Raw genomic sequence first — 14440 nt, 5'->3', positions numbered from 1 at the left:
CTTCAACAGCCCATTACGGGCAAGGCTTTGCTCTGCCCGTAATTCATTACCCAAGGCAAATTATATGATTGATAATATCTGTCTAGACAGACGGCACGCACCATTCAATACCACTTACCTACAGCGTATTCTACGCGTCATAAATAACGCGACTGCAGAGCACCCACGCACGATGGCGGTACGGGTAGACCTGCGTCTTCCTGACGATATCATTAACCGACAGAGTCTGATATCTCGTTTCATTGAATCCCTTGATGCAAAGATTGCAGCGCGCTACAGAAGTAAGTTGAAGCAGGGTAAACGAACTTATCCATGCCACCTTCGTAATGCCTGGGTTCGGGAAGTAGGTGAGATAAATCAGAAATCGCATTACCACATGGTGTTGTTCGTGAATAACGATACGTTCAATGGACTGGGGAGTTACAAAGAAGACGGTACGGGCCTGGCGTCTCTGATACGAGAGGCCTGGCTGAGTGCTTTACAGCTTAGTCACCGCCCAGAGCACTGGACGCTAGCCCGCTTTCCCGATAATCCACTTTATTACCTGGACGTTAATTCCGCTGGTTGCAACGAGGTTTATGATCAACTGACGTTTCGGTTAAGTTATTTTGCGAAAGAACGCACCAAAGATTACAGCAGGGAAGAACGGTCCTTTGGATGTAGCCAAAACTAATTGTTAATCAAAGAAAAATTGTTTTTAAAATCTTTACCCCGCTGACTTCTAACCACTTATATCGATTGGTGAGGCCTTGGAAACCTCCAAATAATACGCTATATTTCCATTTTTCCAGAAATATAGAAATGAAATGCAAGTGGAGCTTTCAAAAGCAACAGATACCCTGAAAGAGCTGGGTCATCCCACGCGCCTTAGCGTTTACAGAGAGCTGGTTAAAGCCGGGCATGAGGGGTTACCGGTTGGCGAACTGCAGAAGCGGCTCGAAATCCCTGCGTCTACGTTGAGCCATCATCTCTCATCGCTGATATCAGTCTCTCTGGTACGCCAGGAGCGCAAGGGTAGAACGCTCTATTGCCATGCTCGATATGAGAACCTTGAGGCTCTCATTACCTTCCTGACAGAAGAATGCTGCTCAGGGACTGACGACTGCCTCACCCTGCCCCAGAAGACGGAGAAGTAAAATGACAGGCGATCTTAAGAATGTTGATTCAGGTTTGTTTGACACCTCAATCACAGAGGCAAGATTCGGTATTCCTGCCGTTCCCCATCCTCCTCGTATCCTGATGCTGTACGGATCTGTACGTGAACGCTCTTACAGCCGATTAGCAACGGAAGAAGCAGCAAGACTGCTGACTGCGATGGGTGCAGAGGTGCGGATCTTCAATCCCTCTGGTTTGCCTCTTCCTGATGATGCACCAGATTCGCATCCCAAAGTCATGGAGTTGCGTGAGCTGGTTCGTTGGGCCGAAGGCATGGTGTGGTGTTCACCTGAACGTCATGGTGCGATGACCGGCATCATGAAAGCCCAGATTGACTGGATACCACTTTCGGAAGGCGCTGTTCGCCCTTCTCAGGGTAAGACGCTGGCCGTTATGCAGGTCTGCGGTGGCTCTCAGTCTTTCAATGCCGTTAACCAGATGCGCATTCTTGGCCGCTGGATGCGGATGATCACCATTCCAAATCAGTCCTCCGTGGCAAAAGCCTGGCAGGAGTTTGATGAAGATGGGCGAATGAAACCGTCGTCTTATTACGACCGCATCGTGGATGTGATGGAAGAGCTAGTGAAATTTACTCTGCTGACCCGAGGTAACTCAGCCTATCTCGTTGATCGCTACAGCGAACGAAAAGAGTCGGCAGAAGAACTTTCCCGGCGGGTTAATCAGAGCAAAATTTGAGGGCTGGTATGAGTGATGTAACGGCATTCAACAACTGCATGAGCGTGTTCTGGCAGCAACATGAAGCCGAACTCTCTCGCTTTCTGACATCGAAGACAGGTGATAGCGAAAAAGCAGCAGACCTTCTGCAAGAGCTATTCCTGCGTGCCCGCGCTCATTCAGACAGTTTCTGCGAGATGGAGAATCCGCGAGCCTGGCTATATCGGGCGGCGAGGAATCTGCTGATTGATGAGTACCGCACCACCAGGGAGTTTGTTGAGCTGGAAGAAGATGCCCCATTAACAGACGCATCCCCTGATGCAATCTCAACGCTGGATATTTGCCTGCCTGAAACATTACAGGCTTTACCTGAAGATGAGCGATGGTTGATTGAAGAGTCCGACCTTAACCGGCGTCCCCAGCAGTCTTTGGCCGATGAACTGGGAATTACGCTTACGGCGTTTAAATCCCGTTTGCTTCGGGCCAGAAAGCACCTGAAAGAAACGATGACAGAACTTTGTCAGATTGAGGCGGATGACACATCTCCCGTCTGCTGCCACAAAAAAATGAATTAATCGCGCATCTTTTTCCCGTCACCTTCGTTTACCTCAGTGTAAAGCCAAATGACTAAACACTGAGGTAAACAGTCCATGTCAAAAATTGAGATCTTTGAAGCAGCAGGCTGCTGCGCAACCAGTAGCGTTGTGGTCAGCGACGAAGCAGTCAAATGGAACGCCAGCGCCGAATGGGCGAAAAAGAATGGCGTTGATATTCAGCGCTACAGCCTTGCGAAGAACCCGCAGCAGTTCCTGAATACCCCTGTCATCAAAGAGTTCCTGAACACATCAGGGATGGAGTCCCTTCCTGTCACCTTGCTCAACGGCAAGCTCGTAATGGCAGGCAAACTCCCGACACGAGAAGATATCGCCCGTTGGGCAGGTATTGCGCTTACTCAGGACTGGAGTGAAGACAGTACGCAACCACGTTGCTGCAGCATTCCACGTATGCCTTAATTCCAGAGGAGCAATCACTGATGAATATGCCATTTTTAAAAGACATTCCCCCGTTCATCTTCTTCACCGGTAAAGGTGGCGTGGGTAAAACATCTCTGGCCTGTGCTACTGCGGTATGGCTGGCCGATCAGGGTAAGAGAACGCTTCTGGTGAGTACCGATCCGGCTTCCAATGTCGGCCAGGTCTTTAGCCAGACTATCGGCCACCGAATTACAGATATCAGTACCGTAGAAAATCTTGCCGCGATGGAAGTTGACCCTATGGCTGCAGCACAGGCTTATCGTGACCGCGTGCTCGACCCGGTTCGCGGGCTGATGCCAGCCGATGTGGTCAGCAGTATTGAAGAGCAGCTCTCCGGCTCATGCACCACGGAAATCGCTGCGTTTGATGAGTTTACTGGTCTGCTGACCAATCATGAGCTGCGGGAAAAATATGACCATATCGTATTTGATACCGCGCCAACCGGTCACACCATCCGCATGCTTGAATTGCCGGGAGCCTGGAGCGGTTATCTCGAAGCGAACCCTGATGCCGCTGCAAACCTTGGACCTCTGGTAGGGCTTGAGAAACAACAGCACCAGTACTCCGATGCGGTTAAAGCGCTGTCCGACGCAGCTCTCACACGCTTAGTGCTGGTTGCCCGAGCTCAGGCTTCAACGCTGAAAGAGGTTTCTCATACGCACGATGAGCTTTCTGCTATTGGTTTGCAGCATCAACACCTTGCCATTAATGGTGTGCTGCCACCGTTTGCCGGTGAAAATGATCCACTGGCGCAAAGTATTCTGGCTCGGGAAGAAAAAGCATTACAGGCAATGCCTGATAATCTGGCTAATCTTCCCCGCTCACAGCTGTATCTGAAGCCATTTAACCTGGTCGGTCTGGAAGCCCTGCGGGAGCTATTTACCCAGAGCAACGCCGCACCGGCTCTTCCTGCTACCACGCTGAATGCTCTGGATTTACCGAAACTTGCTTCACTGGTTGATGAACTGAGCCAGACAGGCAAAGGGCTGGTCATGACGATGGGTAAAGGCGGTGTAGGTAAAACGACCATTGCAGCATCGGTCGCGGTATCGCTGGCGAAGCGTGGTCATAAGGTCCACCTGACTACATCCGACCCGGCGGCACATCTGTCTTACACGCTGGATGGTTCGCTGCCAAATCTTCAGGTTAGCCGTATCGACCCGAAGGTAGAGACAGAGCGTTATCGCCGTTTTGTACTGGAAAACCAGGGCAAAGGGTTAGATGCAGAAGGACTGGCGGTGCTGGAGGAAGATCTCCGCTCGCCATGTACTGAAGAGATCGCCGTCTTCCAGGCATTCTCGCGGATCATCAAAGAGGCCGACGACCATTTTGTCATTATGGACACCGCGCCAACGGGTCACACGCTTCTGCTACTGGATGCAACTGGAGCCTATCACCGGGAAATGGTGCGCCAGATGGGGCAAACACATGACCATGTGATGACGCCAATGATGCAATTGCAGGACCCGGAGAAGACAAAAGTGATTATCGTGACGCTTGCCGAAACGACACCTGTACTGGAAGCAGCAAACCTGCAGCAGGATTTGCGTCGCGCTGGCATTGAGCCGTGGGCATGGGTTGTTAATAACAGCCTGGCGGCAGCTGAACCGTCTTCACCTTTCCTGAAGACCAGGGCGAACCGCGAGCTCCCTCTCATATCTGATGTGGAAGAGCAGTATGCAGAACGCATTGCATTAACAGCGCTACAGAGCGAAGAGCCTGTCGGTATTGACCTGCTGGAAGATATGGCGAAGTAACAATAAAGGGGGCATTAGCCCCCTTCATGCTTTGCTGTCGCTCTATTTTCCCGATGGATAATAAAGACCTCTGTCATTTTCCAAAAAGTATCTTTTCAAGTTCAATTAACTGTTGCTGAGATTGCTCATTGAGGTGGGCCTCGGCCTGGTCATACCAGGTCAGCAGGCTACGCCCCAATGGCGTCAGAACTGTCCCACCACCTTTGTTACCACCAGTGGAAGTGATTACAACTGGCTGACCAATTCCCTTATTCAAAGTGTCAATTAAGAGCCATGCTCTTTTATAAGGTATCCCCAAATCTTTAGCTGCCGCCGAGAGAGAGTGAAAACCATCAATTGCTCTTAAAAGGTCAATCTTCCCCGGCCCCAGAGAAATGTTGTCATTAATATAGATCCGTGGTCTGACTAATATTAAGTTCGATTTAAGGGGCTTACTTTTCATTCTGATACCTTTTTCAAAATCATTTTCTCTGTGATGCGGGATAGTCCAAAGCGTAAACCACCATCATCTTTGCCGGGTATGCTTAAAGGTTTTGATTGCGGAAATAAGCAGTACCACGCCCAACAGAGTCATTAGTACTCTTACTGGGAACATACCGAGCATAAGGCCCCCAACAGCGGCCCCTATAACGGAACCGATGACCATCCACACAAAAAGTTTTTTCTCTTTTCTCAGGATCTGGAAAGCATCAGCATTAGTGTAGCGAGAAAAACCCACAATCATCGTCGGTAAACTGATCATTAATGACAAACTGCCAGCCAGTTTAATATCAGCCCCAAAAAGGATAACAATGGTTGGTATAAGGAGCTCTCCCCCTGCAACACCCAGCAGAGCAGCAACATTCCCGATGAAGAAACCCGCAATAACACCCGCAATAATGGTCGCGATTCCGGGCTGGAATAATCCAGCGGAGCTATCATGCAAAGGCATCCATGCTTCTGAAAGCATGACGAATGACAGGATAACAAGCAGGAGCAGAATGGTTCTGTCCAGCCAAATACGGGACATTTTTATGGCTCTTCCTGCTGCCCACCATGCACCGATAAGGCTCCCGGCCAGCAAATTGATGACAATATCAAGATGAGCAAACAGCTGGTCGATGGCGATGGATTTTGTGCGGAATATCAAAGCAACAGCGACAACAGTAAGGCTCATTGCTTTGTTAAAAATAACCGCTTCCAGCGTCGGCATTTTGAAACTACCCATCAGGACGGGAAGGCGGAACTCAGCACCACCAAGACCAATCAAGCCGCCTAAAGCACCTATTAACGTGCCTGATAAAAAACCTTTTCCATTCCGTTTCGAATCTGATGACATGTATTTACCTTTCCCGTTATGTCAAAAATGACACAACGGGAAAGGTAACATAAAAAATGTGGACTCTGGAAGCGTATATTTGACTTTCTGGAGGGAAGAAAAAAGATGATATGAAAGGGCCGGGGAATCAGCCCTTTCATTAAATGAAATTACTTGTTGTCGATTCGTTTTCCGCTAGCGTCAACCACCTTCTCACCGTCTTCCTTGGTGAAAGCCGCTTTCTGGGCATCTGGAAGGATATCCAGAACCACCTCCGAAGGACGGCAAAGTTTAGTTCCCAGTGGTGTTACCACAATCGGACGGTTAATAAGGATCGGATGTTGCAACATAAAGTCGATGAGCTGATCGTCAGTAAATTTATCTTCTGCAAGACCCAGTTCCTCATACGGCTCGACGTTCTTACGCAGCAAAGCACGGACGGAAATGCCCATATCCGCAATGAGTTTGACCAGCTCATCGCGTGAAGGTGGAGTCTCAAGGTAAAGAATAACGGTCGGCTCGATACCGCTGTTGCGGATCATCTCCAGCGTATTACGCGACGTGCCGCAGGCTGGGTTGTGATAAATGGTGATGTTGCTCATATCAGTATCTCATTACAAAGTGAAAGAGAGACGTAGCGCCAGCGCGGCCAGCGTTACAAACAGCACAGGCAGAGTCATGACGATCCCGGTGCGGAAATAGTATCCCCAGGTGATGGTCATGTTCTTCTGTGAAAGGACATGCAGCCAGAGCAGCGTTGCCAGGCTACCAATCGGTGTAATTTTCGGTCCCAGATCGCAGCCAATCACGTTGGCGTAGATCATCGCTTCTTTGATAACGCCTGTTGCGGTGCTTCCATCGATAGAAAGAGCGCCAACCAGCACGGTAGGCATGTTGTTCATGATGGAAGACAGGAAAGCCGTCAGGAAGCCAGTACCCAGCGTAGCAGCCCAGAGTCCTTTATCCGCCAGTACGTTCAGCACACCGGAAAGGTATTCGGTTAGCCCGGCGTTGCGCAGACCGTAGACCACCAGGTACATCCCCAATGAGAAGATGACGATCTGCCATGGCGCACCGCGCAGCACTTTGCCAGTGTTAATGGCATGGCCTCGTTTCGCCACCGCAAACAGAATGACAGCTCCTACGGCAGCAATCGCGCTGACCGGGATACCCAACGGCTCAAGGACGAAAAAGCCAACCAGAAGAAGGATCAACACTATCCATCCGGTTCTGAAGGTTGCCAGATCTTTAATCGCCTTTGCCGGTGTCTTAAGGAGAGCCAGGTCGTAAGTCGGCGGAATATCTTTGCGGAAGAAAAGATGCAGCATAACCAGAGTGGCAACAATGGCTGCAATATCCACCGGCACCATTACCGACGCATATTCGGTGAATCCCAGACCAAAGAAGTCCGCCGATACGATATTCACCAGGTTCGACACGATAAGCGGCAGGCTGGCCGTATCGGCAATAAAACCGGCAGCCATGACGAATGCCAGCGTGGTGCCTTTGCTGAACCCTAATGCCAGCAGCATGGCGATGACTATCGGCGTCAGAATAAGTGCCGCACCATCGTTGGCAAACAGTGCCGCCACCGCCGCACCGAGCAGAACGATATACGTAAAGAGCAAACGTCCACGACCGTTACCCCAGCGGGAAACGTGCAGCGCTGCCCATTCGAAAAAGCCGGACTCATCAAGCAGCAGGCTGATAATAATTACGGCAATAAAGGTCGCCGTCGCATTCCAGACGATATTCCACACCACCGGAATATCGCCCACATGCACAACGCCAGATATCAGAGCCAGACCCGCGCCCAGCATTGCACTCCAGCCGATCCCTAATCCTTTTGGTTGCCAGATAACCAAAACAATGGTCAGGACAAAAATAGCGCCTGCCAGTAACATAAAACCTCCTGACAGGGCGACTTTGCCGCCCTGTATATGCAAAAAAATTAACTCATCAACTCTCTGAGCTTTTCAATACCAGCGGGCTCTGACGCCAGCACCGGAACAAGCGCTATACGGTTAGCGTACTGATTCTTAACAGCCTCAATCTGAGGCTGTTCCTGATGAGCGCGCTGGCAAAGCAACGGAGAACGCGTATCCGCAATGGAAAGGCTGTTATTGATAATCCAGCCCCACGGATGAATTCCCGCTCTTTCAAGATCAGCCTGCAGGTTTGCCGCTTCCAGCACCGGTGTGGTTTCAGGAAGCGTAACCAGCAGAACTTTGGTTCGTTCCGGGTCCTGAAGCTGCATCATGGGGGTAGTAAAATGACCTTTACTCCCCATTTTTTTGGCAATCTCTCGGTGGTAAGCCCCGGTCGCATCCAGCAGCAACAGCGTGTGTCCGGTAGGGGCGGTATCCATAACAACAAAGCGCTTACCCGCTTCACGAATCACGCGGGAGAAGGCCTGAAACACGGCAATTTCTTCAGTACAGGGAGAGCGTAAATCCTCTTCCAGTAGCCGTTTCCCTGCTTCGTCCAGATCTCTTCCATTCGTCTCAAGAACATGCTGGCGATAGCGTTCGGTTTCATCGTGAGGGTTGATGCGGCTGACCTGCAGATTTTTGAGGCTGCCGTTCAGCGTTGTACTCAGGTGCGCAGCAGGATCAGAGGTCGTGAGATGCACGTCAAATCCCATGTCTGCCAGCCTGACGGCGATGGCAGCAGCCATCGTGGTTTTCCCTACGCCACCTTTGCCCATCAGCATAATCAGGCCGTGTTCACTGCGAGCGATATCATCGACCAGGCCAGAGAGCGATAAGTTTTCAGGCGTGTACAGGACGTTCGTTACCGGGAGCGGTAATGCCTCAGAACGGGTATCCAGCAGTCCCTTCAATGCTGAAACACCAACCATATTGACTGGCTGTAGTAATAGGGTATCTGTCGGTAGCTCAGATAAACCGGCAGGAAGATTTGCCAGTGCCTCCTGCTCACGTTGCCATATCGCAGCGGCCAGGGCGTCATATTCAGTTTCGGCTTTAGGCAGCACACCATTAATCACCAGATACTGGTTTTTCAGGCCAATTGCAGCCAGTTCTTCATGGGTGCGGGCGACTTCCTGCAACGTAGATTTTTGCAGTCGTGAAACCAGAACCAGGCGGGTACGTTCAGGATCGGATAACGCCTCTACTGCATGAGCATACTGCTCACGCTGCTTTTCCAGCCCGGCCATTGGGCCAAGACAGGAAGCACCATCTGGATTACTTTCAATGAAGCTACTCCAGGCACCGGGAAGCTGGAGAAGGCGAATCGTGTGGCCCGTCGGCGCTGTATCAAAAATGATGTGATCGAAGCGGGTCAGCAGGGAAGCGTCTGTCAATAAGCCGGTGAACTCATCAAACGCCGCAATCTCAGTGGTACAGGCTCCTGAAAGCTGCTCGCTGATACTGTTAACAACGTCATCAGGCAAAAGACCTTTGATAGGATCAACGATTCTGGAGCGGTATTGCTGGGCGGCTTCCTGCGGGTCGATTTCCAGAGCGGAAAGTCCATCAACTGCTGCCACAGGGCGAATGGTGTTACCGATAGCCTGATCGAATACCTGGCCGACATTGGAGGCTGGATCGGTACTGACCAGCAAAACCCGCTTACCCTGTTCAGCAAGGCGGATAGCCGTCGCGCAGGAAATAGAAGTTTTTCCTACACCTCCCTTACCGGTAAAAAACAGGTAAGGCGGGATATTCTGTAAGAATTTCATATGTCCTCCTGACATACTCAGCAACAGGAAGTATTACCACCACAGCAACTGGTGGGAGCTAACCCTACCTTCTCCAGCGGAATACCGAACCAGCGAGCCAGCTCAGCACGTTTTGGGTATAGCCCTGCCATCACAGTTTCACCGTCCAACAGCAGTAGCGGAAGCCCTTCTGCTCCAGATGCTTCGAGGAATGCTTTCGCTTTCTCATTCTGAACAAAGCTCATGGGCTGCTGCGCCAGGTTGTAACGTTCAACCTGTACACCACGTCCTTTCAGCCATTGCACATCAGCAGAAAAATCGACCAGAACCTGATCAACATCTGAACCACAAACACCGGTACTGCAGCACATCGCAGGATCAAACACGGTTAACGTTTTCATCTTTAACACCTCACATCCGAAAAAACATATATGTATAGGTAAATTTTTTTAGATACAAACAGCCTTACCACTGCCAGAGCAGTTTGCTGATGCCAGCTTACGGGCGATGGCCTGAACGTCGTCCTGTTGGCTTAACCAGGCCTGCTCAATCACCTGAGCAGCCCAGGAAGGAATATGCGGAGATAAGCGGTAATGAACCCATTTCCCCTGCTTGCGATCCAGCAATAGGCCACTTTCCCGAAGCATTGCCAGATGACGGGAGATCTTGGGCTGTGACTGTTCTAGCGCAGTGCAAAGGTCGCACACGCACAGCTCTCCCATCTCCCTGAGCAACAGCACGATGCCCAGGCGAGTCTCATCGGAAAGGTTTTTGAAGAGCTGTAGGGAAGTTAGTGTCATTGAGCCTCCTGAATGTCTAAAAAATAGAATACACTGTAAGTAAATAAGATCAACCATATATTCGATAAAACACATATGAGAATCGATATAGCTCTGAACAGAGTCATATCATGCCGGAATTCAGTTGTTTAATGGAGTAGGATATCAGGCCAAAGTTGGGCGAAAGATCATTTAAAAATGAAGGGTTAAGCTAAGAAAGCGTGGGGTAAAACTGCTAGGGCGGATACTCCAAGTGATAACTTCAGCATAATAAAAAATTAATATTAGAGAGAAAAAGAGCATGTAACCAACTTAAACTACACACTCTTATTTAAGGCTGTAAAGCATAAAATCACTTTTCTGCATTATTATTTATAGTCTGCCCTACGTTTCCAGCTTTTAGGAATCAAGGCCTCCCCAGATTCTCTAGTCCAACGTTGTTTTGTTGCTTCAACATATCGAACATCATCTACAAAATAAGCGTGTTCTAATAATATAACCTGTAATCCTTCCTCTCCATTGACCTCATCAAAGAGAAAATTAATATGTTTTCTCATTGCCCTAAAGTCTTCATCATTAGAGTCTATTTGAGTTTCATCTACGCCATTTGATTCATCTTCTTCCTGAGCATTAGAATTAATATTTATTTTACTAGGCGAATTAGAAAAATATGGACGGCTCAATTGATCTAACACTAACAATCCAGGAATAGGACGTTCTTCTTTTGCAAAATACCGCTGCAAACCAAATGATAATGCTATGTGAACAGCTAAGTAGTTTTGATCAGAACCAATATCAGCCATTGATAAAATAGAACCATAAGGACCTTTCTCTACGAGACTAACTTTAGGCTCTCTGGAAGAGAATAATATTTCAGCATTAGTACAAGGTTCTTCTCTCGGTAGCATTTGAAATGCTTGATTAGAAAAGTTAGAAATCAAGTTCTCCGCTCTCTGTAACCTTACCCTTCTGTTATCTAGGTCTACAATAGACTCTAACTTATTGATTTCACTTTGCAAGCCACTTAAGTCTTTTGCAGAATGTAATAACCTATCATCGAGTGTCTCGAGGAAAAAACTAGCTTTACCACGAAAATAAGCATGCATTTGAGCTAAACTAGTTAGTCTTTTTCCATTCTGTATTTGAGATAATTTTGATTCAATTGCTGCATCAACTTCTCTAAGTTTTAAACTAAGGCTAATTTCACCTTCAGATAGTTCATCCATTTGTAAGCTAAGATGAGGTTTGATTCGCCCAACCTCACTATTTTCAGAACTTAAAACCTCAAGTGAATGTTTTATCTTTTGAGCAACTTCTGCACCTTTCTTAGTTTCAGAGTTGCAGATGGGACATGTTGTAGGGATTTCTGACAAGTTCAAATGCTCAGCTATCCGTAACTTCTCATGTTGTTTTTTAATAGCACATTGATAATCATTTGACTCTTTCAATGCCATGAACATTGCACGTTTCTTACGTTTAGTTCGATTGAGATCATGTAGAATATTTTTTCGATAATCATGTAACTCTGAAAGCTCATTCTCGTCAGGATAATTTAAAGTATCCATGGGGTTAATCATGGCACTTTTTAATAAAGAAATAAGCTCATGCTCATCAATACCATATAAATCCCTCTCTGATAACAATCCTATTTCTTGGGCTTCTGCTAAAAGAACTCTTAAACGTTGTTTTACTAACCCATCTTTTGAACGGCGAGCTTCTACTCTGCTACTTTCAATTTCTAGTACTCTACGAAGCTGGCGCAAACGTTTTTCAGCAACGACTGAAGCTTCTGAACTTACACCTAAAAAATAAGGAAGAGTTGAGATAATTGCTGGGGATTTTTTATTATCATCCAAGCCATGAAGGAGTACTGTTTCGCTATCTATAACTTCCTTCGTAACAAATATGTATGGTGTTATATGTCGAACTGTAGCTTTCTCTGTATATTGACGATTAGATTCTAAATCATTATTTAAGTCGCCAATCTGAAAAGCTCGCTCTAAAATAGCTTTTGCTGCAGATACTGTAGTACGCCCCTCAAGTTCTTTAATATTCTTTGGAATAGAGAGTTCTCGCCCCGAAGTAATATACATACAATCACTTGATTTTTTACCAACGGGAGGAATTTGGCGACACACAATCAACTGGTCCTTCCCTTTTGACCATCTAACTCCCACAACGGTACAATGGCGCTTAATATAAGCGGGTAATTCACACGAAGAAGAACCCAAGCAATAATCAATTGCTTTTATTATTGCGGATTTACCTGTTCCCGAGGCTCCAGTAATAATATTAACTTTACCAACATCAAATTGGATCTCACGAAATAAATCTTCAACCCCAAAAAAAAAGATTCTTTCGATATTCCATCTTTTCATAACGTAAGTCCCATAGCTTCAAAAGTGGCCCTCGTTGATCCCATTTCAGAAAACCAATAAGCTAATAAACGTGTTTTCTTTAGGGATAGACTATTGTCTTTCATTAGACGCTCTAGCTTAATATTATTTCCAACTACTGTTCCATCAACATTTAATTTCAATATTTTTGAAATACATCCAAATCTAATGGCTTCAGTTGTAATAGCTAATGTAGAGTTTACTCGCTTAGTTAATTCATTAAGCACACTTGGATTCCTTTCCAACCAAACTAGCAAACCAGTCTTTATATTGCATCCTAAAAATGTTGAACTTAAATCCTCTGATAAAACAATAGGAAGAACTAAGTAGATGAGAGGGATTTCTGGATTTATCTCAATGGAAGTATTATAGAAATCACAAAACCCCGATAATAAAAACGAGCAAAATACAGGGTTCGTTTCAGCATATATATCGTGAGCTAAAATCATTTCTTATCCCTTAACAAACCCTTGTAATCAGGATGCCATCCCACTTTTAACTCTATTGATAATAATTGATAGGTCCCACGAACATAATAGCTAGCATTCCAATTCGGAGCAAAAGAACGTATCTGGGTATGAGCCAAGTCAAAAGACCATCTGAACAATTGATATCCTTGTTCTTCTTTATGATGACCTTCACAATCCTCACACTCCTCGGCCATTCTTTCATACTTATCAGACCATGTTTCTAATAGTAATTTATCGTATTGATCTATTCTGCTCGCCATATCAAATCGTTCATTGCACCACTTGTGCCGTTGAGATCTTGCCCTCCATTCTTCACGAGTTGCTTGCGATATATCAACTCGACGCCCCTTAATAAGCTCTATTTGATTGACAATCATTGAATGTGGATTGTAGTTACTAGGCAAAATTGCATTTTCAAAATCGGCGTTTAGTTCGTCCCTTTCTAGTTCACCAGATATTTCTGATAATCTTTGTTGAACCTCAAGCTTATATATAACCCTTTCTCTTTTCCCACACAAAGAGAATATCACTTGAAGATCCCACCACTCCAGTAATCGTTGACAGATTAATTCACGTTTACTTGGAGGGAAGTTAGTTAACTTGCTTTCTATATCTTTATTTATATTTGATATGTTTTTTTCATTTGCAAAAAGCACTACTTTTCCCAATAATTCTTTTCGAGTATCTTTTTGCAATTCTAAAAATGATTTACATGCATTATATCGCTGGACATGTGGTGCTGGAACTTTCTTTTGAGCTAATGAATGTTCATGTTCTTCTACGACCCGAGTGGCCTCATCGATAAGTTTTAGTAGTAGTAATTCACGGTCTGAATTTTCTTGAGTTAAAACAAACAATTCGTCTTTATTACCGACAGGTGCAACAGTAATTAATTGTAGTCTTGTTTCATCTAAATTAATTTTAGGTAAAAGATCTATCCAAACCTTGAATGTTTTCCATAACAATGTAGATGTGATCGTGACTGAGGCTGGATTAGGCTTAATAGAATGCTTTAATTGTGATAAAAGGCTTTCGCCATTAGCTACAATCTCGACGTCATCTAGGCGTTCAAGACAAAGAGCTGCATCATCATGCTCGTTTTCGAGGATTGCTTTAAGTGCATAGAGTGACTGGTAGTAAAAACCAAGTGCAGCTCCTTCTGCGGTATGGTTCACAGCTCGACTCATGCTCTTCC

General features: G+C 46.5%; 16 protein-coding genes. 6 read left to right on the top strand and 10 right to left on the bottom strand.

What is annotated here, in order from left to right:
* Positions 1–64 precede the first annotated feature (64 nt).
* The 6 genes from NMD08_RS20760 (at position 65) to arsA (NMD08_RS20735) (ending at position 4621) form a co-directional block, all read left to right on the top strand.
* Positions 65–673 (top strand): inovirus Gp2 family protein, encoded by a 609-nt coding sequence (locus NMD08_RS20760; RefSeq protein ID WP_370618951.1) that lies wholly within the window; start codon positions 65–67, stop codon positions 671–673.
* Between the two features lie 139 nt (positions 674–812).
* Positions 813–1136: an ArsR/SmtB family transcription factor gene (locus tag NMD08_RS20755; RefSeq protein WP_370618949.1), complete on the top strand. Its 324-nt coding sequence runs from the start codon at positions 813–815 to the stop codon at positions 1134–1136.
* 1 nt (position 1137) lies between these two features.
* Positions 1138–1851: an arsenical resistance protein ArsH gene (gene arsH, locus NMD08_RS20750; protein WP_370618947.1), complete on the top strand. Its 714-nt coding sequence runs from the start codon at positions 1138–1140 to the stop codon at positions 1849–1851.
* Between the two features lie 8 nt (positions 1852–1859).
* Positions 1860–2405, top strand: coding sequence for a sigma-70 family RNA polymerase sigma factor (locus NMD08_RS20745; protein WP_198905274.1), 546 nt, complete (start codon positions 1860–1862; stop codon positions 2403–2405).
* 75 nt (positions 2406–2480) lie between these two features.
* The gene (locus NMD08_RS20740; RefSeq protein ID WP_025760244.1) at positions 2481–2843 is read left to right on the top strand and encodes an arsenic metallochaperone ArsD family protein; all 363 of its coding nucleotides are present in this window, start codon (positions 2481–2483) and stop codon (positions 2841–2843) included.
* A 20-nt stretch (positions 2844–2863) separates the two neighbouring features.
* Positions 2864–4621: an arsenical pump-driving ATPase gene (arsA, locus tag NMD08_RS20735; protein ID WP_370618944.1), complete on the top strand. Its 1758-nt coding sequence runs from the start codon at positions 2864–2866 to the stop codon at positions 4619–4621.
* 73 nt (positions 4622–4694) lie between these two features.
* Here arsA (NMD08_RS20735) and NMD08_RS20730 read toward each other — a convergent pair whose 3' ends face one another.
* The 10 genes from NMD08_RS20730 to NMD08_RS20685 form a co-directional block, all read right to left on the bottom strand.
* On the bottom strand, positions 4695–5063 hold the full coding sequence (locus NMD08_RS20730; protein WP_020839048.1) for a winged helix-turn-helix domain-containing protein: 369 nt from the start codon (positions 5061–5063) through the stop codon (positions 4695–4697).
* Between the two features lie 63 nt (positions 5064–5126).
* On the bottom strand, positions 5127–5939 hold the full coding sequence (locus NMD08_RS20725) for a sulfite exporter TauE/SafE family protein (protein WP_020839047.1): 813 nt from the start codon (positions 5937–5939) through the stop codon (positions 5127–5129).
* Positions 5940–6088: 149 nt separating this feature from the next.
* Positions 6089–6520, bottom strand: coding sequence for a glutaredoxin-dependent arsenate reductase (arsC, locus tag NMD08_RS20720; protein ID WP_020839046.1), 432 nt, complete (start codon positions 6518–6520; stop codon positions 6089–6091).
* A gap of 12 nt (positions 6521–6532) precedes the next feature.
* Entirely contained in the window at positions 6533–7822 is a 1290-nt protein-coding gene (arsB, locus tag NMD08_RS20715) for an arsenite efflux transporter membrane subunit ArsB (RefSeq protein ID WP_020839045.1), read from the bottom strand.
* A gap of 47 nt (positions 7823–7869) precedes the next feature.
* Positions 7870–9621: an arsenite efflux transporter ATPase subunit ArsA gene (gene arsA, locus NMD08_RS20710; protein WP_370618941.1), complete on the bottom strand. Its 1752-nt coding sequence runs from the start codon at positions 9619–9621 to the stop codon at positions 7870–7872.
* A 17-nt stretch (positions 9622–9638) separates the two neighbouring features.
* Positions 9639–10001 (bottom strand): arsenite efflux transporter metallochaperone ArsD, encoded by a 363-nt coding sequence (arsD, locus tag NMD08_RS20705; RefSeq protein ID WP_370618939.1) that lies wholly within the window; start codon positions 9999–10001, stop codon positions 9639–9641.
* A gap of 48 nt (positions 10002–10049) precedes the next feature.
* A complete protein-coding gene (gene arsR, locus NMD08_RS20700; RefSeq protein ID WP_061076526.1) occupies positions 10050–10400 on the bottom strand; it encodes an As(III)-sensing metalloregulatory transcriptional repressor ArsR in 351 nt (116 codons plus the stop codon).
* Between the two features lie 347 nt (positions 10401–10747).
* Positions 10748–12757, bottom strand: a complete 2010-nt coding sequence (locus NMD08_RS20695; protein WP_370618936.1) for a DUF3732 domain-containing protein — start codon at positions 12755–12757, stop codon at positions 10748–10750.
* Positions 12754–13224, bottom strand: coding sequence for a three component ABC system middle component (locus NMD08_RS20690; protein WP_071887631.1), 471 nt, complete (start codon positions 13222–13224; stop codon positions 12754–12756). The genes NMD08_RS20695 and NMD08_RS20690 overlap by 4 nt, the downstream gene beginning before the upstream one ends.
* A complete protein-coding gene (locus NMD08_RS20685) occupies positions 13221–14432 on the bottom strand; it encodes an ABC-three component system protein (protein WP_370618934.1) in 1212 nt (403 codons plus the stop codon). The genes NMD08_RS20690 and NMD08_RS20685 overlap by 4 nt, the downstream gene beginning before the upstream one ends.
* Positions 14433–14440: the final 8 nt, after the last annotated feature.

Origin of the sequence: Citrobacter meridianamericanus, from assembly GCF_041320245.1 — a bacterium.
Classification (GTDB): Bacteria; Pseudomonadota; Gammaproteobacteria; order Enterobacterales; family Enterobacteriaceae; genus Citrobacter; species Citrobacter meridianamericanus.
The sequence above is the reverse complement of the archived record's forward strand: the minus strand, read 5'-3'. Positions and strand labels throughout refer to the sequence as shown.